The following is a 22,976-nucleotide window of genomic DNA, read 5'->3' as shown; positions in this document are numbered from 1 at the left end:
AATTTACCACAGATGACCCCGCTCCCCCAACGTAAACTTATGAGTGAACGGGGTCATCTGTTTAGGTTGGGGAGAAATACTTTTTCTTTCTTTTGCAAAAGAAAGAAAAAGTCCGCGCGAAAGCGCTTCCCAAAAAGAAAGAAAACGTTATTCAAACATTATCACATTAGCCACTAAGGAGTTGAAACAAAATGGAACAAATAAAAATTCTTGAAATTATAAATCGATGAGGATACCTAAACACTGAACAAATTGCACTATTATTAAATAAAAATAATGCAACCGTAGATACACTAATTAGAATATTAAATAATAAAAAATTAATTCGTGTAGACCAACTAACCAAAAAAAACATCTACACACTATCAAGTCTAGGAAATAGAAAACTTGGAAAAAAAAGTAAAAATATAAGAATTAATTACAATAGACTTGGTGCAAAACTAAGGTAATTCAAAATTATATATTTCTGCTATTAAATTAAATCTTAATGCAAATCTTCGTATTTTATTGCGATATTTTAAAGTTAAAATTTTAAAACGTTTTAGTTTAGCAAATACGTGTTCAATTTTAATTCTAATTTTGCTTAAAGTTTTATTGTATTCTTTTTGAATTGGTATTAATTTATTGTATTTACTTTTTTTAAATGGCAAAAATGTATTTTTATGAATATTTTGTATTCCTTGATAACCTGAATCAACAAAAACTTGTTTTTCTGGATGAATAAAAGTTTTAGATTTTAAAAGTAATTTAAAATCATGAATGCTTCCAAAACAAAAAGCGGTTGAAATAATTTTTCCATTTAAAATATCAATAATTATTTGCGATTTAAGAGTATGATGTTTGTTTTTACCCGAAAAAAGTAATTTTAGTTTTTTTTAATTCTTTCAATTGGAGTTTCAGTAGCATCAATAGCTAGTAAAGTATTATTGATTCCTTTATTTTTGATTAAATCTTTTTTGCCAGATAAATTAAAAATTCCACTTTTTATTAAAGTATTTTCAATTCAAAAAATATTACGAATGCAGCTAGTATGACTAATATTATATCTTTTTGCAATAACTCTATAACTACTATACTCTTTTCAGTATTCTAATGTCATTAATAAACGATTTTCTATTGATAATTTATTAGGTTTACCACCAACTGCTTTTTTAATTGCTTCAGCTTTTTTTAAAATTTCAACCATTTTTTGAAATGTTTGTAGTTTTATTCCCACTAAACTATAAAATTCTTGTTCATCTTTGTATTTTTTTAACATAATAATTATCACCTTTGATATTAATAATAACCGTTAAATTATTAAAATTAAAGGTTTTGCACCAAGTCTATTGATAATTTATTAGGTTTACCACCAACTGCTTTTTTAATTGCTTCAGCTTTTTTTAAAATTTCAACCATTTTTTGAAATGTTTGTAGTTTTATTCCCACTAAACTATAAAATTCTTGTTCATCTTTGTATTTTTTTAACATAATAATTATCACCTTTGATATTAATAATAACCGTTAAATTATTAAAATTAAAGGTTTTGCACCAAGTCTAATGATATTTTGAATACAAATTGTTTCTATTATAAATGGTTTATTATCATTATCTTCAATTTCTTTTCTTATTTTTTCAATTTCTTCATTAGTATGTTGTATTTCTATTTTTCTTTTGGGCATATTTTTTGATTCTCCTTCTATATTTAATTTAATAAAAATCTAATATAAATATTAATCTATATTAAATTAAGATGTTTATTAAACCATTAATTAATGATTTTCCAATCCTTAATTAGTAATTTTAAGGTTTATTTTAAATTACAAATATTATTTATAAGTTTTTTATTCATTATTTTGAAACAACTATTATATTTAAAATAATAGGTGTATAATTTAGTTAAAATTTATAATGGTGTTTTCATGATAACTTTACAGCAAAATCAAATTAAAGAAATTAGCCAAATCATTGCTAATGGCGAAGTGGTTGCTTTACCAACAGATACAATTTATGGTCTTGTTTGTAAATTTGATGATGACAAAGCTATTAATAAAATTTATCAAATTAAAAAACGTGATTATAGTAAAGAACTGCCAATTTTAGTTGCTAGTTGAGAGCAAGCTAAAAGCATTGGTATAATTAGCGATCAATTACAGTCATTTTTAATAAATAATTTTAGTGCTGGTAAAGTTACTGTTATAGTTTTAAAACAACCTAGTTTAAACACATCATATTGAATAAATAAAAAGAAAATAGCAATTAGAGTTAGTGCTTCACATTTTATTCAAAAATTAATTAAATTAACAGGGCCTTTAGTAGCTACAAGTTGTAATTTAAGTAATGAACAACCAATTAACGATTATCATAATATAAACTTGCCTAATTTAAGGTATAGAGTAGCAGGTGAGATTTTAACAAATAAACCATCAACTATTTTTAATAGTTTTAATGATAAAATTATTAGATAATAATTAGATAACAGTATTAAAAAAGGAGATAATACTATGAATTGATGAATAATTTTAATTATTATTGCGTGCACAACAATATTGATTTTATTAATTGCACTAATTTTATTAATTAAAAAAAATAAACAAAAGAAAATATTAAAAATTACTAAAGATATAAATACTTTATATAAATACTTAAAATTAAAAAAAATAAATACTAAAGAATTACCAGTCTCAATAGAAAAAATTAAAGAAGATATTTATTATAGTGACAAAGTCATTTTGGGAAAGTATGAAGAACTTAATAAGATTTCTGGCCAAAATATTTTGCTAAAAACTGAATATAGTGCTGCCAAAAAATTATTTTTACGTTATAAAATTAAAGACGTTAATCTTATCAAATCATCAGATTTTATACCTTTAAATCAAATAGACTTGTTAATTTCACAAAATAATCTTTATTTTATTGATTCTTTTGAACTACAAATAATACCATTAGTTGATGTTAAAAGTATTACATTTTTTTGAGAAAAAAATAATTATATAAAAAATAAACAAAAATATATTGGTATTGAAATTAATTTTCAAAATAAACGTTTATTTTTTCTTTTTAATAAATATGAAGAAGCAATTAGTTTTGCTGTTCATGTTATTAGTTTATAACAATTATTATTTAATAATTAAAAATTTTGCTTTTTTTGTGAAAATGATATAATTATACAAAATATATTAATTAAGTAACGTTTTTCTTTTATTGTTTGTTTTTATAATTTTTTTATGTTAAGATTTGTTTGTTATTAAAATATAAAATTTGCTACTTTAAGGTAGTGTTTAGCTGGAGTTTTATATATGCAACAAGATTTTTATATTAAAAAGGTTTTTTATTTTTATATTAAAAAGGTTTTTTATTTTTATATTAAAAAGGTTTTTTATGCTTGTTATGTGAAAAATATAGTATTACCTATTTCATTTTTGACTAATATTGGAAATAAAAAAGGTAAATGGGTGGTTGGTGGTTGGCCCTTAATTACTGGACCATTTTTGATATAAAATTCTAAATTTTAATTTGTAAAATTGGTGGTTTTAGAAATTTAGAATGTATTCTTTCATAATTATAAAACATAACATATTGATTTACATCATTTATAGCTTCATTGATGGATAAATATTGATTTGATCCTTTAGGTAGTCATTCTTGAGATAAATGAGAAAATCAGTTTTCAGATAATACATTATCACCAATATCATAAGGTTGTTTTTTGCTTAAAATTATTTGTTTATCCTCTGCTCATTTTGTGATATCTTGACAATAAAATTCGTTGGCGTTATCTGAATGTAAAATAACATTTTTTATTTGATTTCAAGAAAATTGTTTGTTGATTTTTTCAAGAGCAGGAAGAATTAAATCCTGATATGATTTATTAGGAGCAATATTATAACTAACAACATTATTTGAATAAAAATCAATAATTACAAAAAGATATAATCATCCTTCTTTAGTATTTATTTGTTTAGTGTCCATTGATCAAATTTGATTTGAAGAGGTTGTACTTTTATAATCTTTGTTTACTTTATCCATTGTAGGTATTCACTTATTTGGATTTTTTTTGTTTTTAGGATAGTTATTTTTAGTTTGTTTTAATCCTTGAATATTGTGTTCTTTCATAATTTTTCGCATTTGTTTTATTGATAATTCTATATTTAAAATGATATTTTTTTCTTGTTTTAATCACTCTTTAAAAGCTGAAAAAATTCTTAAATATCCATAAATTCTGCCTTTTCTTGTAGAATGAAATTCGATTAAAAGTTGGCATATTTTTTGATATTTATGATTGCATTTAATAATATGATTTTCTTCTTTTTTAATAGGTTTTTGTTTATTTTTTAAAAAGTAATATGTTGATCTGTTTAATTGAAGATATTGACATAGGTTTCTAATTGAATATTGATTTTTACAATCATCAATAATTTTAATTTTTTCTTTGATATTTAATTTGTTAATTACTAATGCTATTTGTTTAATTTTATCCATTAATAAAAATCCTTTCAGGTTAAAATTAGTGTTAATTATATAACACAATTGTTTTTAGAATACATTCAGGTTTTTTAAATTAATGGGCTAGTAAAAAGGGCTAAGTGGCAAGTGGCAAGTGGCAAGTGGCCTTATTGATTATGTTGAATATAAATTATCGCTTCCAAAATGAATGATTAAAAATAATTCTTTTATTGTTGATAACAGTTACACATATTGAGTTTTTAATTTAGAAAATATTAAAAGAGAATTAAGTGGTAATGAATTAATAAAATTATTAGAACCATATATTAAAGACCAAAAAATAACTGTTAATAAACAAGAAACACCCAAAGAATATTATCTTAATGATATAAAACTTGAACCATTAACATTTTATGAACAGCATAATAGTTGATTTATGGGTGAAATAACAGATAACAAAACTAAAATTACTAATCCTTGTTTTAAATATAACATTACGTGAGAAGAAAACAGAAAAGGTTTTAAAATAAATAATCAATATAAACATGATGATTTACCAATTAATTATATAGTTACTTCTTATAAGGAAATTTCAACTCATAATGAAAAAGTATTTTTGTTGAACATGTAAACAAAATAAATTAGATTATTTATTCTTTAATACTAATGATATAAAAACAAGAAAATATTTTTTAAGAGATAAAAATAGTAAAGCGATTTGTTATGACTGTATTTTAAATATTAGGTTAAGTAGGAGGCATAAATATGGATAAAGAATATTTAACTAAAAGAGGAACGATTCGCATACCAGACAGTGATGATATTGAATTTAAAATAGGACTAATTAAACTGATTGATGATTTAAAAAAAGATAATTTAGTTTGTGGTCATAAAGAATTTATTGAAGAATGTAAATATTGTTGATGTAATTGTGATTTAGAAATTATTAAAACAGTTATTAGAGGTTAACTTAATTAATGCAATATGAGTTAATTATTGGTATTGACCGCGCTGGTATTGGTAATAATGGAATTGTTATATATTCAAATGAAACCAATAATATTATTTTTAATGAAACATTTAAAACTAAAACAGTTTTAGAAAGTAAAAATTTGTATAAAAAATACTTTTTATTAATTAAAAAACATTCTGATAATAAAAAAATATTAGTTATTGTCGAAAATTTCTTTTTAAATTCAAAACAATTATTAACTAATCCATTAGAACCTGTTTAAAATCTTTTAGAGAATAGGATAAAATGATTATATATTTTAAAATAAGAGGTATATATGTGTAAAAATTATCCTAGTAATGTTAGCAAAGAGCAATTTGAAAATATAAAATCAATTTTAGAAAATACTAAAAAGAGAACTAAACCAAGAAGTTTAGATTTATATGAAGTATTTTGTGCAGTTTTATATGTATTAAAAAGTGGTTGCCAGTGAAGAATGTTACCAAAAAATTTTCCAAAATGACAAATTGTATATTATTATTTTCAAGCTTGAAGTAAAAATAATGATAAAGAACCTAGTGTATTACAATTAGTTTTAAAAAAAATTAGTCAAGGCATTTCGTATCAATAATGGTAGAAAAGAACAAACTAGTTTTTGTATAATTGATTCACAAAGTGTTAAAAATACAGATACTACTAAAAATAAAGGTTATGATGCTGGTAAAAAGATTTCAGGAATAAAGCGTCATATTGCTGTTGATTCTCAAGGTTTACCACATGCAATTTACATAACCACAGCAGAAAAAACAGATCGTAATAGTGCTATAATAATGATTGAAAATGAAAAAGAGAATCTTTCTGCAGTTCAAAAAATACTAGTAGATGCTGGTTATACTGGTGAAAAATTTGCTTCTAAAATTAAAACAATTATAAATGCAAATGTTGAAGTTATAAAACGTAATGAATTACATTCTTTTGTAGTATTACCAAAAAGATGAGTTGTAGAACGAAGTTTTGCATGATTAGAAAAATGCAGAAGATTATGAAAAAATTGTGAAAAAAAATTAAATACTAGCTTACAAATAGTTGTTCTTGCTTTTATTTCAATTTTATTGAAAAGATTTTAAACAGGTTCTTAAATCGCAAATAATTATTGATATTTTAAATGGAAAAATTATTTCAACCGCTTTTTGTTTTGGAAGCATTCATGATTTTAAATTACTTTTAAAATCTAAAACTTTTATTCATCCAGAAAAACAAGTTTTTGTTGATTCAGGTTATCAAGGAATACAAAATATTCATAAAAATACATTTTTGCCATTTAAAAAAAGTAAATACAATAAATTAATACCAATTCAAAAAGAATACAATAAAACTTTAAGCAAAATTAGAATTAAAATTAAACACGTATTTGTTAAACTAAAACGTTTTAAAATTTTAACTTTAAAATATCGCAATAAAATACGAAGATTTGCATTAAGATTTAATTTAATAGCAGGAATATATAATTTTGAATTACCTTAGTTTTGCACCAAGTCTAATATAGAAATATTGCAAATTGTAGATTCTTTATTACTAATGCTCTTTATGATAGTATAGTTTACTTGGCAGATAATAAAGGTTTAATTACTGATAATGAAATTGCACAACAATTAAGATTAAATGGTAATGATTTATATATTAAAGGTGTATTATGTCAAATTGTAATGGATAACTATATGACTTTTAAAAATGATAAAAATGATGATGAAATTATGTCATTTGTTTTAGCAACGCCAAGAGCAATGAAAAGATATATGTTGCAAGATACAATTATTTATGTTCAAGAAGTGGCAGATGGTAAAGTTGGAAGAATGTATTTAGTTGGTGGAGAAGTTACAGGTCAAGCAATACCTTATATGCCACTTGCCACTTGCCACTTAGCCCTTTTTACTAGACCATTAATTTAAAAAACCTGAATGTATTCTAAAAACAATTGTGTTATATAATTAACACTAATTTTAACCTGAAAGGATTTTTATTAATGGATAAAATTAAACAAATAGCATTAGTAATTAACAAATTAAATATCAAAGAAAAAATTAAAATTATTGATGATTGTAAAAATCAATATTCAATTAGAAACCTATGTCAATATCTTCAATTAAACAGATCAACATATTACTTTTTAAAAAATAAACAAAAACCTATTAAAAAAGAAGAAAATCATATTATTAAATGCAATCATAAATATCAAAAAATATGCCAACTTTTAATCGAATTTCATTCTACAAGAAAAGGCAGAATTTATGGATATTTAAGAATTTTTTCAGCTTTTAAAGAGTGATTAAAACAAGAAAAAAATATCATTTTAAATATAGAATTATCAATAAAACAAATGCGAAAAATTATGAAAGAACACAATATTCAAGGATTAAAACAAACTAAAAATAACTATCCTAAAAACAAAAAAAATCCAAATAAGTGAATACCTACAATGGATAAAGTAAACAAAGATTATAAAAGTACAACCTCTTCAAATCAAATTTGATCAATGGACACTAAACAAATAAATACTAAAGAAGGATGATTATATCTTTTTGTAATTATTGATTTTTATTCAAATAATGTTGTTAGTTATAATATTGCTCCTAATAAATCATATCAGGATTTAATTCTTCCTGCTCTTGAAAAAATCAACAAACAATTTTCTTGAAATCAAATAAAAAATGTTATTTTACATTCAGATAACGCCAACGAATTTTATTGTCAAGATATCACAAAATGAGCAGAGGATAAACAAATAATTTTAAGCAAAAAACAACCTTATGATATTGGTGGTAATGTATTATCTGAAAACTGATTTTCTCATTTATCTCAAGAATGACTACCTAAAGGATCAAATCAATATTTATCCATCAATGAAGCTATAAATGATGTAAATCAATATGTTATGTTTTATAATTATGAAAGAATACATTCTAAATTTCTAAAACCACCAATTTTACAAATTAAAATTTAGAATTTTATATCAAAAATGGTCCAGTAATTAAGGGCCAACCACCTATTTCAAACTATTTCTAATTTGATGAACTATGCATAATTGATGTTCTGTTTTAAGATAAACTGATTGTATTGCTTCTGACATGCCTGTTAAATTATCACTGCAGGCAATAAGAATATCATTTAAGCCACGATTTTTCATTTCTGTTAAATTTGCTAATCAAAATTTAGCACCTTCATTTTCACTAATTCATAAACCTAAAACATCTTTTTTACCTTCTAAATCAACTCCTAAAGCTATATAAACTGATTTATTAATAATCCTTTTATCTTGTCGTACTTTCACTACTATGCAATCAAAATAAACAATCGGATAGACACTTTCTAATGGTCGATTTTGCCATGCTTTTACATCATCAATAACATCATCAGTAATTTGGCTAATAACACTTTCACTAATATCAGCACCATGATATAACTCTTGTAATTGCATTCTAATATCTGATAATGTCATTCCTTTTGCATATAAAGAAAGAACTTGTTGATCAAAACCATCAAATCTTCTTTGTCTTTTTGCAACTATTACAGGAGTAAAATTACTATTGCGATCTCGTGGTACATCAATCTCAATTTTACCTTGTTGAGTTATTAATTTTTTTGAACTTATACCATTACGAGCATTGTCACTATTACTATGTTGATTCTTATCATATCCTAAATAATTTTGCATCTCAGAATTCAACATTTTTTCTACTAATCTTTTTGTTAATTCTTTATACAATCCTCCCTCTTTAAAAACTGTTGTTAAATCTTCAGTATTTTCTAATAATAAATCTACTGCTTTTGATATTGGATCATTATTATTAATATTTTGCTTTTTAGCCATCTGTAACTCACTCTTTCTAGTCATTTAATTATATTTACTAGAATTAATTAAACATAGTTATTTTTGTAAGTTACACAGATTACTAAACATTACCCAACCTTATGATATTGGTGGTAATGTATTATCTGAAAACTGATTTTCTCATTTATCTCAAGAATGACTACCTAAAGGATCAAATCAATATTTATCCATCAATGAAGCTATAAATGATGTAAATCAATATGTTATGTTTTATAATTATGAAAGAATACATTCTAAATTTCTAAAACCACCAATTTTACAAATTAAAATTTAGAATTTTATATCAAAAATGGTCCAGTAATTAAGGGCCAACCACCGCCAATCACCAACCACCTAATTTTAATGAATGTAATAATTATTGATTATTTCACAATTTGCAATAGCATCTCAAAAATTATTATTTTTTAATTTTGTTTTGAAACCAATAATAAAAAAAGTTAATGATATAGTTATAAAAAATAATATTGGAAGTAAAAATAAAAGCAAAAAAATTCCACTTCGTAATTCAGTTCATTCATAATAATTTTCTTTAATATGATGAGTTCCAAGATTATAAAAATATTTTGCAGAATGCTCTATGATAAAACTTAATCGAAAGTGTTTTAACATATCAAATCCATCAATACAATTTAAATTTTTGTTTAAATAAAAAAAATTAAAATGACTAAAATCTATTAATATTAATCCTATAATTAAAGTTAAAATAAATAATGATACAGTTAATAACTGTAATTTTTTAAGTGTTTTAATTTTCATTTTTAAATTCTCCTTAACTTTATTCCATAAGTTTAGCACTTACCAAGTATATAGGGGCGTTGCCCCTAGTTGCTTCGCAACTTACCCCAGTGGCGTAAACGCCACGGCCAACCAACCAAGGTTCTGGTTGGCTTTGACCAATAATATAGGTTTACTCTATTTTAACATCTTTCTTATTTTTCTTAGAATATTTATTTCTATAATAACAAGCACGGCATACAATATTTTCAGTTTCTTTCTTTTCAGTTTGTAATATATTATCCAACTTATCTAATCCTACTGCTCTAATATCATCAACAGTAAAATCTAATGCTTGTGACTGTTCATAGTGGTGGTTGGCGGTGGTTGGCCCTTAATTACATTAAGCGATACAGTGTAACATTTTATAACTTGCTTAACATTAAATGCTCTTTTATTCTGATATAGAAGTATTTACATAAAGTACTCACTATTAGAACCTGTTTAAAATCTTTTCAATAAAATTGAAATAAAGGCAAGAACAATCATTTGTAAGCTAGTATTTAATTTTTTTTCACAATTTTTTCATAATCTTCTGCATTTTTCTAATCATGCAAAACTTCGTTCTACAACTCATCTTTTTGGTAATACTACAAAAGAATGTAATTCATTACGTTTTATAACTTCAACATTTGCATTTATAATTGTTTTAATTTTAGAAGCAAATTTTTCACCAGTATAACCAGCATCTACTAGTATTTTTTGAACTGCAGAAAGATTCTCTTTTTCATTTTCAATCATTATTATAGCACTATTACGATCTGTTTTTTCTGCTGTGGTTATGTAAATTGCATGTGGTAAACCTTGAGAATCAACAGCAATATGACGCTTTATTCGTGAAATCTTTTTACCAGCATCATAACCTTTATTTTTAGTAGTATCTGTATTTTTAACACTTTGTGAATCAATTATACAAAAACTAGTTTGTTCTTTTCTACCATTATTGATACGAAATGCCTTGACTAATTTTTTTTAAAACTAATTGTAATACACTAGGTTCTTTATCATTATTTTTACTTCAAGAGACTTGGTGCAAAACTAAGGTAATTCAAAATTATATATTCCTGCTATTAAATTAAATCTTAATGCAAATCTTCGTATTTTATTGCGATATTTTAAAGTTAAAATTTTAAAACGTTTTAGTTTAGCAAATACGTGTTCAATTTTAATTCTAATTTTGCTTAAAGTTTTATTGTATTCTTTTTGAATTGGTATTAATTTATTGTATTTACTTTTTTTAAATGGCAAAAATGTATTTTTATGAATATTTTGTATTCCTTGATAACCTGAATCAAAAAAAACTTGTTTTTCTGGATGAATAAAAGTTTTAGATTTTAAAAGTAATTTAAAATCATGAATGCTTCCAAAACAAAAAGCGGTTGAAATAATTTTTCCATTTAAAATATCAATAATTATTTGCGATTTAAGAGTATGATGTTTGTTTTTACCCGAAAAAAGTAATTTTAGTTTTTTTTAATTCTTTCAATTGGAGTTTCAGTAGCATCAATAGCTAGTAAAGTATTATTGATTCCTTTATTTTTGATTAAATCTTTTTTGCCAGATAAATTAAAAATTCCACTTTTTATTAAAGTATTTTCAATTCAAAAAATATTACGAATGCAGCTAGTATGACTAATATTATATCTTTTTGCAATAACTCTATAACTACTATACTCTTTTCAGTATTCTAATGTCATTAATAAACGATTTTCTATTGATAATTTATTAGGTTTACCACCAACTGCTTTTTTAATTGCTTCAGCTTTTTTTAAAATTTCAACCATTTTTTGAAATGTTTGTAGTTTTATTCCCACTAAACTATAAAATTCTTGTTCATCTTTGTATTTTTTTAACATAATAATTATCACCTTTGATATTAATAATAACCGTTAAATTATTAAAATTAAAGGTTTTGCACCAAGTCTAATATACAATTTGTCATTTTGGAAAATTTTTTGGTAACATTCTTCACTGGCAACCACTTTTTAATACATATAAAACTGCACAAAATACTTCATATAAATCTAAACTTCTTAGTTTAGTTCTCTTTTTAGTATTTTCTAAAATTGATTTTATATTTTCAAATTGCTCTTTGCTAAGAACGTGTTTAAAATCTTTTCAATAAAATTGAAATAAAGGCAAGAACAACCATTTGTAAGCTAGTATTTAATTTTTTTTCACAATTTTTTCATAATCTTCTGCATTTTTCTAATCATGCAAAACTTCGTTCTACAACTCATCTTTTTGGTAATACTACAAAAGAATGTAATTCATTACGTTTTATAACTTCAACATTTGCATTTATAATTGTTTTAATTTTAGAACATGTTTAAAATCTTTTCAATAAAATTGAAATAAAGGCAAGAACAACCATTTGTAATCTAGTATTTAATTTTTTTTCACAATTTTTTCATAATCTTCTGCATTTTTCTAATCATGCAAAACTTCGTTCTACAACTCATCTTTTTGGTAATACTACAAAAGAATGTAATTCATTACGTTTTATAACTTCAACATTTGCATTTATAATTGTTTTAATTTTAGAAGCAAATTTTTCACTAGTATAACCAGCATCTACTAGTATTTTTTGAACTGCAGAAAGATTCTCTTTTTCATTTTCAATCATTATTATAGCACTATTACGATCTGTTTTTTCTGCTGTGGTTATGTAAATTGCATGTGTTAAACCTTGAGAATCAACAGCAATATGACGCTTTATTCCTGAAATCTTTTTACCAGCATCATAACCTTTATTTTTAGTAGTATCTGTATTTTTAACACTTTGTGAATCAATTATACAAAAACTAGTTTGTTCTTTTCTACCATTATTGATACGAAATGCCTTGACTAATTTTTTTTAAAACTAATTGTAATACACTAGGTTCTTTATCATTATTTTTACTTCAAGCTTGAAAATAATAATATACAATTTGTCATTTTGGAAAATTTTTTGGTAACATTCTTCACTGGCAACCACTTTTTAATACATATAAAACTGCACAAAATACTTCATATAAATCTAAACTTCTTGGTTTAGTTCTCTTTTTAGTATTTTCTAAAATTGATTTTATATTTTCAAATTGCTCTTTGCTAACATTACTAGGATAATTTTTACACATATATACCTCTTATTTTAAAATATATAATCATTTTATCCTATTCTCTAAAAGATTTTAAACAGGTTCTAAAACTATTGGTACATTAATGGTATTAGTAGAAGATGTTATGAATTGAGATTATTTAGGAAGTGAACCAAAAAATAAAACTAAAATAGAAAATTATAAAGGAAATATAAAATTAACAAAACATGAACAAGATGCATATAAACACATTCAATATTATTTAAGGAATTATAAAAATGAAAGATAAAGCCAATTATGTCAAATTAACAGTAAAACTCAGTAACAGTATTGAAGCAAAATATTACGAAAAAGGTAATAAAGGATTATATTATAGTGTTCGTGGACAATGAAATGGATTAAACTATGTTACTTTAATTTTTAACAATCCAAAACTTTATAACCGATGTATTTTATTAAACAAAAACGATGAAATTATAGTAACTGGTCAAATCTTTAATACTTTAAATATTCCTAAAAATCGTGCATTTTGTTCAATAAATGTTAAATGATTTAAAAAATGAAAAGAGTAAAAAATGATATTATGAAAAATTTTATTAATAGTACCAATATTAATAACAAGCATAACACTAATAATATTTTTAATATTTATTAGTAAAGAATTAAAAAATGAATATAAAGTATTAAAAATATTAAGTGAAATTGCTAATCAAATTAAAAATAAGGAGAAATAATTAATGATAATATTGCCTACTTTGTTTGAAAATAAAGATGAAATTGAAATATTATCACCATTTCCAAAAGCAATTCATACAAGTAATGATATTAGAGCAATTATTTTAAGACAATATCCAAATGTTAAATCAAAACACATAATTGTTTCTGACCCCGAAAGTAATGTTGCATTAATAGTTGGTGATAATGATGTTTATCAAGGTTGAATTAAAGTAACAGTTAAAAAATTAGAAATTAAAGGAGAATAAAATGCCAAATATAGAAAATCAATCAAATTATACTTTAATTAAATTAATTAGAACTGGAATAAGTCCAATTTGTGCAATGATTGGTACAAGTGCTTATTATGGTCAAGTAATTGTAAATCCAGTATTAGGTTCAATTAATAGTTTATTATTTGGTAAAAAATTAGGTTTAGATATTTGAAATTTAAATCAAAGACCAAATACTAAAACTAAATTAATTAATAGTTCTAAAAAAATATTATTAGGTTTAGGAACAATTGGATTAGCAAATTATAGTAAATGAAGTGAAAATAATATTACTCCTATTATTCCAACAACACCAACTCCAATAACTACTACAACTACAACAGAAGGTCCTCCATGATTACTATTAAATAAACAAGAAAATCAGTCATTAATGGATTGAGATACTTATATTAGTTTAAATGCTTATGGTATATCAAATCTTATCAGTGGATTAACTGAATTAATTCCTAATAGATTTGAAACAATAAGAAAGATTTGTAATATGGCTACTGGTGGTTGTTTAATTTCTAGTGGTGTAGCAATGGGTATTAATAATGATTTTAATAATGCTTATGCAGTACCTACCATAATTGCTGGTGTAAGTGAAATAATTTATAATTTACTACCTATTGAAACAAATCATAATCAAGAAATGCAAGAAACTTCATTTACAAATGAAACTACAAGATTAATTAATGATAATAGATTCACAATTAATAGTGAAATATCAAGTCAATATTATGGTAGTGATAATATGAGCGAAGTACCATTAAATAATGATAATGCTTCATTAAATTGAGATTATAATCACATGAGTTTATAAAGGAGATGAATAATTTATGAATAAAGAAAAAATAATTCAATATTATAACAATGAAATAAAAACATATGAAGAACAAATAGAAGCATTAGAAAGAAAACTATCTTTATTAGTAGAAGTTGTAAGTAATTCAAAATCTATGATTGAAAGAATTAATGGTGGTCAATTTGATGAATAATTAAAAATAAAAAAATAAATAATTGAAAGGAAAATATTGATATGAAAGAATTTTTACATGAATTAATAATTATTCGAACAAGTGTTGGAACATTAATTTGCAGAGAAATTATTGTTTTATTAAAAAGATTTATCACAACTCCAAAACATGTTAGAACCTGTTTAAAATCTTTTCAATAAAATTGAAATAAAGGTAAGAACAACCATTTGTAAGCTAGTATTTAATTTTTTTTCACAATTTTTTCATAATCTTCTGCATTTTTCTAATCATGCAAAACTTCGTTCTACAACTCATCTTTTTGGTAATACTACAAAAGAATGTAATTCATTACGTTTTATAACTTCAACATTTGCATTTATAATTGTTTTAATTTTAGAAGCAAATTTTTCACCAGTATAACCAGCATCTACTAGTATTTTTTGAACTGCAGAAAGATTCTCTTTTTCATTTTCAATCATTATTATAGCACTATTACGATCTGTTTTTTCTGCTGTGGTTATGTAAATTGCATGTGGTAAACCTTGAGAATCAACAGCAATATGACGCTTTATTCCTGAAATCTTTTTACCAGCATCATAACCTTTATTTTTAGTAGTATCTGTATTTTTAACACTTTGTGAATCAATTATACAAAAACTAGTTTGTTCTTTTCTACCATTATTGATACGAAATGCCTTGACTAATTTTTTTTAAAACTAATTGTAATACACTAGGTTCTTTATCATTATTTTTACTTCAAGCTTGAAAATAATAATATACAATTTGTCATTTTGGAAAATTTTTTGGTAACATTCTTCACTGGCAACCACTTTTTAATACATATAAAACTGCACAAAATACTTCATATAAATCTAAACTTCTTGGTTTAGTTCTCTTTTTAGTATTTTCTAAAATTGATTTTATATTTTCAAATTGCTCTTTGCTAACATTACTAGGATAATTTTTACACATATATACCTCTTATTTTAAAATATATAATCATTTTATCCTATTCTCTAAAAGATTTTAAACAGGTTCTTAGAGCAAATAACAAAATTATAAAACATCAAAAAAAATTAGCAAAATTAAATGAAAAAATTAATAAAGAAAATAAATAATAAAGGGTGATGTAAATGTTAGAAAATGAAGATAATGTTCAACAAACAACTGAACCTTTAACTGAAAATAATGCTTCTTCACAAGAAATAGAAAATAAAGTTAATGAAGCAGAAAATAAGTTAAATAAACTTAATCAAGAAATTAAAGAAAAAGAAATAATTAATATATTTAAAAAATATCAAGTTAAAACTGAATTTTATGATTTTTTAAAATTTAAAACAAATAATCTAGAAAATTCAAAAATTGAAGAAACTATTAAAAAAATGATTAGTGGTTGCCACTTGCCACTTAGCCCTTTTTACTAGACCATTAATTTAAAAAACCTGAATGTATTCTAAAAACAATTGTGTTATATAATTAACACTAATTTTAACCTGAAAGGATTTTTATTAATGGATAAAATTAAACAAATAGCATTAGTAATTAACAAATTAAATATCAAAGAAAAAATTAAAATTATTGATGATTGTAAAAATCAATATTCAATTAGAAACCTATGTCAATATCTTCAATTAAACAGATCAACATATTACTTTTTAAAAAATAAACAAAAACCTATTAAAAAAGAAGAAAATCATATTATTAAATGCAATCATAAATATCAAAAAATATGCCAACTTTTAATCGAATTTCATTCTACAAGAAAAGGCAGAATTTATGGATATTTAAGAATTTTTTCAGCTTTTAAAGAGTGATTAAAACAAGAAAAAAATATCATTTTAAATATAGAATTATCAATAAAACAAATGCGAAAAATTATGAAAGAACACAATATTCAAGGATTAAAACAAACTAAAAATAACTATCCTAAAAACAAAAAAAATCCAAATAAGTGAATACCTACAATGGATAAAGTAAACAAAGATTATAAAAGTACAACCTCTTCAAATCAAATTTGATCAATGGACACTAAACAAATAAATACTAAAGAAGGATGATTATATCTTTTTGTAATTATTGATTTTTATTCAAATAATGTTGTTAGTTATAATATTGCTCCTAATAAATCATATCAGGATTTAATTCTTCCTGCTCTTGAAAAAATCAACAAACAATTTTCTTGAAATCAAATAAAAAATGTTATTTTACATTCAGATAACGCCAACGAATTTTATTGTCAAGATATCACAAAATGAGCAGAGGATAAACAAATAATTTTAAGCAAAAAACAACCTTATGATATTGGTGGTAATGTATTATCTGAAAACTGATTTTCTCATTTATCTCAAGAATGACTACCTAAAGGATCAAATCAATATTTATCCATCAATGAAGCTATAAATGATGTAAATCAATATGTTATGTTTTATAATTATGAAAGAATACATTCTAAATTTCTAAAACCACCAATTTTACAAATTAAAATTTAGAATTTTATATCAAAAATGGTCCAGTAATTAAGGGCCAACCACCAATTATAGTTTTACTCCTAATCGTGAAACAGTATTACGAGATTTAGGTTATGTTGCTGAAAGACAATATAAGAATAATTTTCAAAAACTAGAAACACAAAAGTTAAAAGAACACTTATTATTACAAAATACATTAATAAAATTAAGTCCACAATTAACTCCTAAATTTAAGATTAAAGATATCGAAAAAGCAAATAACTTTTTAAAAAAATTTAATACTGATTTAAAAGAAGTATTAAAAATGAATCAACATGATTGATTAAATTTAGTTCATACAATACATACAGAAAATAGATATGGAAAAACTTTAATTTTAGATTTACAAAAAATTCGTGCTAATGCTATTAAATTTAATTTTAAAAATAATGTTATTCATCAACTTGTTTTAAAAGCAAATCAAACTTTTAAATATTTTGATATTAGATTTTATTTAAAAAAAGGTTTAAATAAATTTTGAAAAGATACACCATATTTTGAAAAAATACGAGAAAGTATATATAAATTACAAGAAAAATTTGAAAAGTTAGAAAAACAAGCATTTGAAAAAATTCAGAAATTAAAAGAAAAAGCAACTGATTTATTTACTAGTGCAGAAAAAAGAGCAATTAAACATGCACAATTAATTCCATTAAATTCACCAGTATTTATGGGTTGTAAAATTCAACCTTTGTCATTAGATAAATGTGCAATTACTATTTATCATCGTAATCCTAAATATAAACCAATTACAGTTGTTGATAGTATTCTTAAATCAAAAACTTTTGTTACACAAATACATCCATTTCATTGATATCGTTGATATAGTGGTTGATACATTGGTTATGGTGTTAATCGTAATAAATGATTAAAAGCAATAGCATTTGCTTCACCAGTGGTGCAACAAGTAATTAGAGATAGTTTTAAAGTATATAGAGAAATATTTAGAACTATTAGAACTTATCATAAAGTAGTAAATGTTATTAATAATCCTATTGAAAATATTAACAAATCATTTAAAAATGTTGGTTTAAAATTTTCAGTAAACACTTTATTTGGTACTGGATTATTACATCATTTAGAAAAATTTGCATATAGTCAAGTTGTAGAAAAGGGTAAGAAAAAGTTGCAAAAAGAAATTATCCATATTTCACATAGAAAAACTAAAACAAAAACTAAGCATTATAAAAAAGCATTTTTTAAGGAATGATAAATTATGATTAATAAACTTTGAACTGATGTCAGTCTTGAAAATTATAATAACTGATATCCATTAACTGGAAAAATTACAGAAACCCCACAGCAATATATACAAACATGATCTAATGTTAATGATTGATTTAAAACTTTTGCTATTCGTGCTCAAAATGATATTAATGCTTATCTTGATTTTATTTTATCTAAATTTCCTTTCGATAGTTTTAAAGATGAATTAATTAAAGAAACATTAAGAGATATGGTTTATGTTATGGTTGAACATTGAGTATTTAATCGTACACCAATTGAATTTAATGTTGATGCTACTATTCAATTTAATAATGGTACTCAATTTAGTGCAAATAGTACTCCTACAATTAATGTTTGAGATTTAGCACCTAGTAGAATGAAAATATGAGCAAGATTAACAGAATTAAAACAAATATTTTCAAGTTATAATGATGATGAAATAGATGTTGAAAAAATTGACTTAAAAGCATTTTATACTAGAAATCAAGTTGATGAATTAATTGAACAACAAAAAGAATTTACATTATTAAAACAAATTAAATTATATGATGATTTAGTTGATGATAATGAAAATGAAATATATAGAGGTCCTGTTAGTAAATTTATTAATAAAGGTTATGTTGCAACAGATTATGATAAAGAAACTGAAACAATGATTTTAGATTGACCTGATGAAATTGGAACATTACCACCAGAAGCATTACAAAATAATCCACAAATTGGTGATTATACACATGCACCAACTTGTGATTTTTCTGCTAAACAACAAAAAAGAATTACTACAAATGAAAATGAAATTACCAAATTAAATACTGAATTAATTAAAACAAACGAAAATATTAATGATGTTAAAAATAATTGATTTAATATTGAAACTAGTCCTTTATGAAAAAAAATGAATTCTTTTATCCCTAGTAGTCAATTTGGTAAAACATATTTAGCAATATGAGGTTACATTTATCAATCTTCTAGTGATCCTACTGATAATTATATATATGGCAATAAAAAAACTATATTTAATCTACGTGGTGAAATTCAAAGAACAACACAAAAAACTATTAAATTAGATGAGTTAAATGTAAATGATAATGTAAAAATACAATTATTATTTACTAAGGAAGGAAATGATATTACTGTTGTCTCTAATAATGATAATTACACATCTGCTTCTATTCTTTTATATCAATATATTGGAAAAGGAACACCAACTGAATTTATAGCAGAAGAAGGTACTGAACGTGATTATTATACAAAAATAGAAACTAATAATTTATTAGATAAAAAACAAAATAAATTAATTGCTGGTGAAAATATTAAGATTGATGAAAAAACTAATACTATTAGTGCTACTGGTGGTAAAGTAGATTTATCTGATTATTATAAAAAAGAAGAAATAGATAAAAAATTAGAAGATAAAATGGATAAAGAACAATTTCAATATGCTTTTGCTATCAATACTATTGGTACTGAAATTCCTAATTTAGAAACTACTAATAAAACAGTTGTTGGTGCTATTAATGAAAATAAATCAAATATTGATAAAAAACAAGATAAAGAAAATTGAAAAATAATAGGTAAAAGTCTTGATAATCGTACATGAGAAGATTTTGCTCTTAGTTTTAATAAATATTATAGAGTATTTATAACATGAGATAAACCACCTTTTAATCAAACAAGTGTAAAACTAAAAATAGAATTTAAATCTAGTTCTACTCATATAGGTGGAGATTATATGCTTGTTAAAGGTAAAATTGATAATGAAGAAGCTTCATTAATTATTAAATTAGGAACTGTTGGAGGTAAAAGTCAATTAATTATTATTGGAGGAAATAAACAATATGGAAATATATTTTCATTAGAAGAATTACAAGATACTATTAAAGTAGATATTACACCAAAATTAAAAATTAATTCAAGAAGTTTAGAAACTAATGAAATAGAAGAAAATATTTGAGATATTGAATTAAAAGATATTCCTCCAACACCAAGTCCAAGTGGTTCAAATTGAAAAGAAGTAGGAACAAGAGAAAAAAATAAATGAGATAATTGACAAATTACTTATGATTTTCAAGAGAATAAACATTATAGAGTTTATTATTCTTGAAGTATATATAATCCAGTTTATACTATTCAAGAATTTATTATAACTGATAAAAAAATTGCTGGTGTACAAATACAAACCTTTAATGATAGTGCTAATATAGTAATTTTATCAGTTCAACATGCAAAATGGATTACTATTTATACTGGAAAAGGTAATTTAAAAGGTAATGTATGAAAATTAGAAGAATTACAGGAATAATATTATGTTTTTTAAAATTATAAAAATTATTTTAGGTTTAATAGGAGTTTTATTATCTTCTGCAACAGCGGGTTTAATTATATTTATTATTGTAAAAATCATATTAAAAATTAATCAAATATTTTAAAAAGGTGGTGAATATTATGTTAGGTAGATTTTTTAGAAAAGATAAAAGTAATATTAGTGATAATCAAAATGAAAAATTAAATTTTTTAACTAATAAAAATAAAAGTACACATGCTTCAATTTTAAATTATTTTGGTTTTAATGATTTTAATCATGAAACTTATTTCACTGATTTTGTAGCAGAAAATAATGCTAATTTATATAATGCTCCATTAGATATTAATAATGAAACTATTAAAAAATATTTAATTCAAGAAGAATTTTATAGAAAAAATTGAAACTCTATTTTTAAATTAAGTAAATTAGGAATTAGTGGTTATTTAATTTATATTGCTAATGATGACTTATATTTTCAAGTAGTAGATATACAACAAAGAGTTTATGATATTACTGGTAAATTAATTCAATGCACTATTTTTTATGATAGTTATGAACAAAATGCACAAATGGTAAGATTATTTGAAATTTATACATTAAATAATGAACAAGTAACAATTAATCGTGCAATTTATAGTATTAGTGATAATAAAAAACAATTTCCATTAGATTTTAAATCATTCATTAATAACCCTAATTTAGCACAAGAACAAACACTAAATATTAACTATATACCAATAGCAATTATGAGAAATAAAGCAAATGAGCTAGCAGATTGTAATAAAGTAATGGATAAAATTAAAGCATTAGATGTTATTTATGAACAAATTGTTTTAGATACCATTTTAAATTCACCTAAATTTATATTTAGTCAAACTTATGGTAATGTTCAATCAACATTAGAAGAAGCAGTAAGAACATTAGTTACTAAAAATTACATATTTAAAAGTGGTGGAGATAATAATGAACAAAACGAAAATATCAATAGACTTGGTGCAAAACTAAGGTAATTCAAAATTATATATTCCTGCTATTAAATTAAATCTTAATGCAAATCTTCGTATTTTATTGCGATATTTTAAAGTTAAAATTTTAAAACGTTTTAGTTTAGCAAATACGTGTTCAATTTTAATTCTAATTTTGCTTAAAGTTTTATTGTATTCTTTTTGAATTGGTATTAATTTATTGTATTTACTTTTTTTAAATGGCAAAAATGTATTTTTATGAATATTTTGTATTCCTTGATAACCTGAATCAACAAAAACTTGTTTTTCTGGATGAATAAAAGTTTTAGATTTTAAAAGTAATTTAAAATCATGAATGCTTCCAAAACAAAAAGCGGTTGAAATAATTTTTCCATTTAAAATATCAATAATTATTTGCGATTTAAGAGTATGATGTTTGTTTTTACCCGAAAAAAGTAATTTTAGTTTTTTTTAATTCTTTCAATTGGAGTTTCAGTAGCATCAATAGCTAGTAAAGTATTATTGATTCCTTTATTTTTGATTAAATCTTTTTTGCCAGATAAATTAAAAATTCCACTTTTTATTAAAGTATTTTCAATTCAAAAAATATTACGAATGCAGCTAGTATGACTAATATTATATCTTTTTGCAATAACTCTATAACTACTATACTCTTTTCAGTATTCTAATGTCATTAATAAACGATTTTCTATTGATAATTTATTAGGTTTACCACCAACTGCTTTTTTAATTGCTTCAGCTTTTTTTAAAATTTCAACCATTTTTTGAAATGTTTGTAGTTTTATTCCCACTAAACTATAAAATTCTTGTTCATCTTTGTATTTTTTTAACATAATAATTATCACCTTTGATATTAATAATAACCGT

29 protein-coding genes and 5 pseudogenes are annotated in these 22,976 nt (G+C 23.0%); 21 read left to right on the top strand and 13 right to left on the bottom strand.

Annotated features, from left to right (window positions below):
* Nucleotides 1-191 precede the first annotated feature (191 nt).
* Nucleotides 192-449 (top strand): BlaI/MecI/CopY family transcriptional regulator, encoded by a 258-nt coding sequence (locus AAHM96_RS08000; RefSeq protein ID WP_342273179.1) that lies wholly within the window; start codon nucleotides 192-194, stop codon nucleotides 447-449.
* On the opposite strand, the gene AAHM96_RS08650 is transcribed toward AAHM96_RS08000, so the two are convergent.
* The 4 genes from AAHM96_RS08650 to AAHM96_RS07985 are packed head-to-tail and all read right to left on the bottom strand — an operon-like array spanning nucleotide 441 to nucleotide 1,662.
* Nucleotides 441-863, bottom strand: a complete 423-nt coding sequence (locus tag AAHM96_RS08650) for a transposase family protein (RefSeq protein WP_342273670.1) — start codon at nucleotides 861-863, stop codon at nucleotides 441-443. The two genes, AAHM96_RS08000 and AAHM96_RS08650, sit on opposite strands and share 9 nt — an antisense overlap.
* A 2-nt stretch (nucleotides 864-865) precedes the next feature.
* On the bottom strand, nucleotides 866-1,258 hold the full coding sequence (locus AAHM96_RS08645) for a transposase family protein (protein WP_342272745.1): 393 nt from the start codon (nucleotides 1,256-1,258) through the stop codon (nucleotides 866-868).
* 47 nt (nucleotides 1,259-1,305) lie between these two features.
* On the bottom strand, nucleotides 1,306-1,470 hold the full coding sequence (locus AAHM96_RS07990; RefSeq protein ID WP_342273178.1) for a hypothetical protein: 165 nt from the start codon (nucleotides 1,468-1,470) through the stop codon (nucleotides 1,306-1,308).
* A 33-nt stretch (nucleotides 1,471-1,503) separates the two neighbouring features.
* Entirely contained in the window at nucleotides 1,504-1,662 is a 159-nt protein-coding gene (locus AAHM96_RS07985) for a hypothetical protein (protein ID WP_342273177.1), read from the bottom strand.
* A gap of 240 nt (nucleotides 1,663-1,902) precedes the next feature.
* On the opposite strand from AAHM96_RS07985, the gene AAHM96_RS07980 reads away from it, so the two are divergent.
* Nucleotides 1,903-2,448: an L-threonylcarbamoyladenylate synthase gene (locus AAHM96_RS07980; protein WP_342273176.1), complete on the top strand. Its 546-nt coding sequence runs from the start codon at nucleotides 1,903-1,905 to the stop codon at nucleotides 2,446-2,448.
* A 36-nt stretch (nucleotides 2,449-2,484) separates the two neighbouring features.
* Nucleotides 2,485-3,093, top strand: a complete 609-nt coding sequence (locus tag AAHM96_RS07975) for a hypothetical protein (protein WP_338974253.1) — start codon at nucleotides 2,485-2,487, stop codon at nucleotides 3,091-3,093.
* Between the two features lie 391 nt (nucleotides 3,094-3,484).
* Here the strand turns inward: AAHM96_RS07975 and AAHM96_RS07970 are convergent, their stop codons facing one another.
* Entirely contained in the window at nucleotides 3,485-4,462 is a 978-nt protein-coding gene (locus tag AAHM96_RS07970; protein WP_342273175.1) for an IS3 family transposase, read from the bottom strand.
* Nucleotides 4,463-4,580: 118 nt separating this feature from the next.
* On the opposite strand from AAHM96_RS07970, the gene AAHM96_RS07965 reads away from it, so the two are divergent.
* The 7 genes from AAHM96_RS07965 (at nucleotide 4,581) to AAHM96_RS07935 (ending at nucleotide 8,379) form a co-directional block, all read left to right on the top strand.
* Nucleotides 4,581-5,057: a hypothetical protein gene (locus tag AAHM96_RS07965; RefSeq protein WP_342273174.1), complete on the top strand. Its 477-nt coding sequence runs from the start codon at nucleotides 4,581-4,583 to the stop codon at nucleotides 5,055-5,057.
* Nucleotides 5,058-5,191: 134 nt separating this feature from the next.
* Nucleotides 5,192-5,395, top strand: coding sequence for a hypothetical protein (locus tag AAHM96_RS07960; RefSeq protein WP_339042303.1), 204 nt, complete (start codon nucleotides 5,192-5,194; stop codon nucleotides 5,393-5,395).
* An 8-nt stretch (nucleotides 5,396-5,403) separates the two neighbouring features.
* Nucleotides 5,404-5,661, top strand: a complete 258-nt coding sequence (locus AAHM96_RS07955; protein ID WP_342273173.1) for a hypothetical protein — start codon at nucleotides 5,404-5,406, stop codon at nucleotides 5,659-5,661.
* Nucleotides 5,662-5,715: 54 nt separating this feature from the next.
* Nucleotides 5,716-6,505, top strand: a protein-coding gene (locus AAHM96_RS07950) for an IS5 family transposase (protein WP_342273172.1) whose coding sequence is annotated in 2 segments (ribosomal slippage) — nucleotides 5,716-5,976 and nucleotides 5,978-6,505 — 789 coding nt in all. Because the reading frame shifts where the segments join, the coding sequence is not laid out codon by codon here.
* Nucleotides 6,465-6,902: a transposase family protein gene (locus AAHM96_RS07945; protein WP_342273171.1), complete on the top strand. Its 438-nt coding sequence runs from the start codon at nucleotides 6,465-6,467 to the stop codon at nucleotides 6,900-6,902. The genes AAHM96_RS07950 and AAHM96_RS07945 overlap by 41 nt, the downstream gene beginning before the upstream one ends.
* A gap of 80 nt (nucleotides 6,903-6,982) precedes the next feature.
* Nucleotides 6,983-7,327 carry a hypothetical protein gene (locus AAHM96_RS07940; RefSeq protein WP_342273170.1) on the top strand — a complete coding sequence of 115 codons (345 nt, stop codon included), beginning with the start codon at nucleotides 6,983-6,985 and terminating at the stop codon, nucleotides 7,325-7,327.
* Between the two features lie 74 nt (nucleotides 7,328-7,401).
* Nucleotides 7,402-8,379, top strand: coding sequence for an IS3 family transposase (locus AAHM96_RS07935; RefSeq protein WP_342272797.1), 978 nt, complete (start codon nucleotides 7,402-7,404; stop codon nucleotides 8,377-8,379).
* 45 nt (nucleotides 8,380-8,424) lie between these two features.
* Here AAHM96_RS07935 and AAHM96_RS07930 read toward each other — a convergent pair.
* The 6 genes and pseudogenes from AAHM96_RS07930 to AAHM96_RS07905 form a co-directional block, all read right to left on the bottom strand.
* Nucleotides 8,425-9,246, bottom strand: a pseudogene (locus AAHM96_RS07930) (IS256 family transposase); the annotation flags it as partial.
* Between the two features lie 1,239 nt (nucleotides 9,247-10,485).
* A pseudogene (locus AAHM96_RS07925) lies at nucleotides 10,486-11,062 on the bottom strand (IS5 family transposase); the annotation flags it as partial.
* A 17-nt stretch (nucleotides 11,063-11,079) separates the two neighbouring features.
* Nucleotides 11,080-11,897, bottom strand: a pseudogene (locus tag AAHM96_RS07920) (IS5 family transposase).
* Between the two features lie 67 nt (nucleotides 11,898-11,964).
* Entirely contained in the window at nucleotides 11,965-12,189 is a 225-nt protein-coding gene (locus AAHM96_RS07915) for a transposase (RefSeq protein ID WP_425288749.1), read from the bottom strand.
* Nucleotides 12,149-12,328: pseudogene (locus AAHM96_RS07910) on the bottom strand (transposase); the annotation flags it as partial. The pseudogene AAHM96_RS07910 and the gene AAHM96_RS07915, both read right to left, overlap by 41 nt.
* A 42-nt stretch (nucleotides 12,329-12,370) precedes the next feature.
* Nucleotides 12,371-13,160, bottom strand: a protein-coding gene (locus AAHM96_RS07905; RefSeq protein WP_342273168.1) for an IS5 family transposase whose coding sequence is annotated in 2 segments (ribosomal slippage) — nucleotides 12,371-12,898 and nucleotides 12,900-13,160 — 789 coding nt in all. Because the reading frame shifts where the segments join, the coding sequence is not laid out codon by codon here.
* Between the two features lie 85 nt (nucleotides 13,161-13,245).
* On the opposite strand from AAHM96_RS07905, the gene AAHM96_RS07900 reads away from it, so the two are divergent.
* From AAHM96_RS07900 to AAHM96_RS07875, 6 genes are all read left to right on the top strand, one after another.
* Nucleotides 13,246-13,410, top strand: a complete 165-nt coding sequence (locus AAHM96_RS07900) for a hypothetical protein (RefSeq protein WP_342273167.1) — start codon at nucleotides 13,246-13,248, stop codon at nucleotides 13,408-13,410.
* On the top strand, nucleotides 13,400-13,693 hold the full coding sequence (locus AAHM96_RS07895) for a hypothetical protein (RefSeq protein WP_281748421.1): 294 nt from the start codon (nucleotides 13,400-13,402) through the stop codon (nucleotides 13,691-13,693). The genes AAHM96_RS07900 and AAHM96_RS07895 overlap by 11 nt, the downstream gene beginning before the upstream one ends.
* A 165-nt stretch (nucleotides 13,694-13,858) precedes the next feature.
* Nucleotides 13,859-14,104 (top strand): hypothetical protein, encoded by a 246-nt coding sequence (locus AAHM96_RS07890; RefSeq protein WP_286640816.1) that lies wholly within the window; start codon nucleotides 13,859-13,861, stop codon nucleotides 14,102-14,104.
* 1 nt (nucleotide 14,105) lies between these two features.
* Entirely contained in the window at nucleotides 14,106-14,930 is an 825-nt protein-coding gene (locus AAHM96_RS07885; RefSeq protein WP_342273166.1) for a hypothetical protein, read from the top strand.
* Nucleotides 14,931-14,946: 16 nt separating this feature from the next.
* Nucleotides 14,947-15,105, top strand: coding sequence for a hypothetical protein (locus tag AAHM96_RS07880; RefSeq protein ID WP_342273165.1), 159 nt, complete (start codon nucleotides 14,947-14,949; stop codon nucleotides 15,103-15,105).
* 41 nt (nucleotides 15,106-15,146) lie between these two features.
* Complete coding sequence (locus AAHM96_RS07875; RefSeq protein ID WP_342273164.1) at nucleotides 15,147-15,284, top strand: hypothetical protein; 138 nt, start codon at nucleotides 15,147-15,149, stop codon at nucleotides 15,282-15,284.
* On the opposite strand, the gene AAHM96_RS07870 is transcribed toward AAHM96_RS07875, so the two are convergent.
* Nucleotides 15,267-16,056 (bottom strand): IS5 family transposase gene (locus AAHM96_RS07870; RefSeq protein WP_425288748.1). Its coding sequence is split into 2 segments (ribosomal slippage): nucleotides 15,267-15,794 and nucleotides 15,796-16,056, totalling 789 coding nucleotides; the frame shifts between segments, so codons are not numbered across the junction. The genes AAHM96_RS07875 and AAHM96_RS07870 overlap by 18 nt on opposite strands.
* Before the next feature lie 161 nt (nucleotides 16,057-16,217).
* Between AAHM96_RS07870 and AAHM96_RS07865 the strand changes: the two genes are divergently transcribed.
* The 5 genes from AAHM96_RS07865 to AAHM96_RS07845 all read left to right on the top strand — a co-directional run bounded on the left by AAHM96_RS07865 (nucleotide 16,218) and on the right by AAHM96_RS07845 (nucleotide 22,133).
* A complete protein-coding gene (locus AAHM96_RS07865; protein WP_342273162.1) occupies nucleotides 16,218-16,508 on the top strand; it encodes a hypothetical protein in 291 nt (96 codons plus the stop codon).
* Nucleotides 16,509-16,595: 87 nt separating this feature from the next.
* Nucleotides 16,596-17,573 (top strand): IS3 family transposase, encoded by a 978-nt coding sequence (locus AAHM96_RS07860; RefSeq protein ID WP_342272797.1) that lies wholly within the window; start codon nucleotides 16,596-16,598, stop codon nucleotides 17,571-17,573.
* Nucleotides 17,574-17,856: 283 nt separating this feature from the next.
* Nucleotides 17,857-18,804, top strand: a complete 948-nt coding sequence (locus AAHM96_RS07855) for a hypothetical protein (RefSeq protein ID WP_342273161.1) — start codon at nucleotides 17,857-17,859, stop codon at nucleotides 18,802-18,804.
* Between the two features lie 3 nt (nucleotides 18,805-18,807).
* Nucleotides 18,808-21,120, top strand: coding sequence for a hypothetical protein (locus AAHM96_RS07850; RefSeq protein WP_342273160.1), 2,313 nt, complete (start codon nucleotides 18,808-18,810; stop codon nucleotides 21,118-21,120).
* A gap of 143 nt (nucleotides 21,121-21,263) precedes the next feature.
* Nucleotides 21,264-22,133 carry a hypothetical protein gene (locus AAHM96_RS07845; protein ID WP_342273159.1) on the top strand — a complete coding sequence of 290 codons (870 nt, stop codon included), beginning with the start codon at nucleotides 21,264-21,266 and terminating at the stop codon, nucleotides 22,131-22,133.
* On the opposite strand, the pseudogene AAHM96_RS07840 reads toward AAHM96_RS07845, so the two are convergent.
* A pseudogene (locus tag AAHM96_RS07840) lies at nucleotides 22,125-22,942 on the bottom strand (IS5 family transposase). The gene AAHM96_RS07845 and the pseudogene AAHM96_RS07840 overlap by 9 nt on opposite strands.
* Between the last annotated feature and the right edge of the window lie 34 nt (nucleotides 22,943-22,976).

The sequence above is a fragment of the Spiroplasma endosymbiont of Acasis viretata genome (assembly GCF_964031275.1).
GTDB classification, from domain to species: domain Bacteria; phylum Bacillota_I; class Bacilli_A; order Mycoplasmatales; family VBWQ01; genus Spiroplasma_E; species Spiroplasma_E ixodetis_A.
The sequence above is the reverse complement of the archived record's forward strand: the minus strand, read 5'-3'. Positions and strand labels throughout refer to the sequence as shown.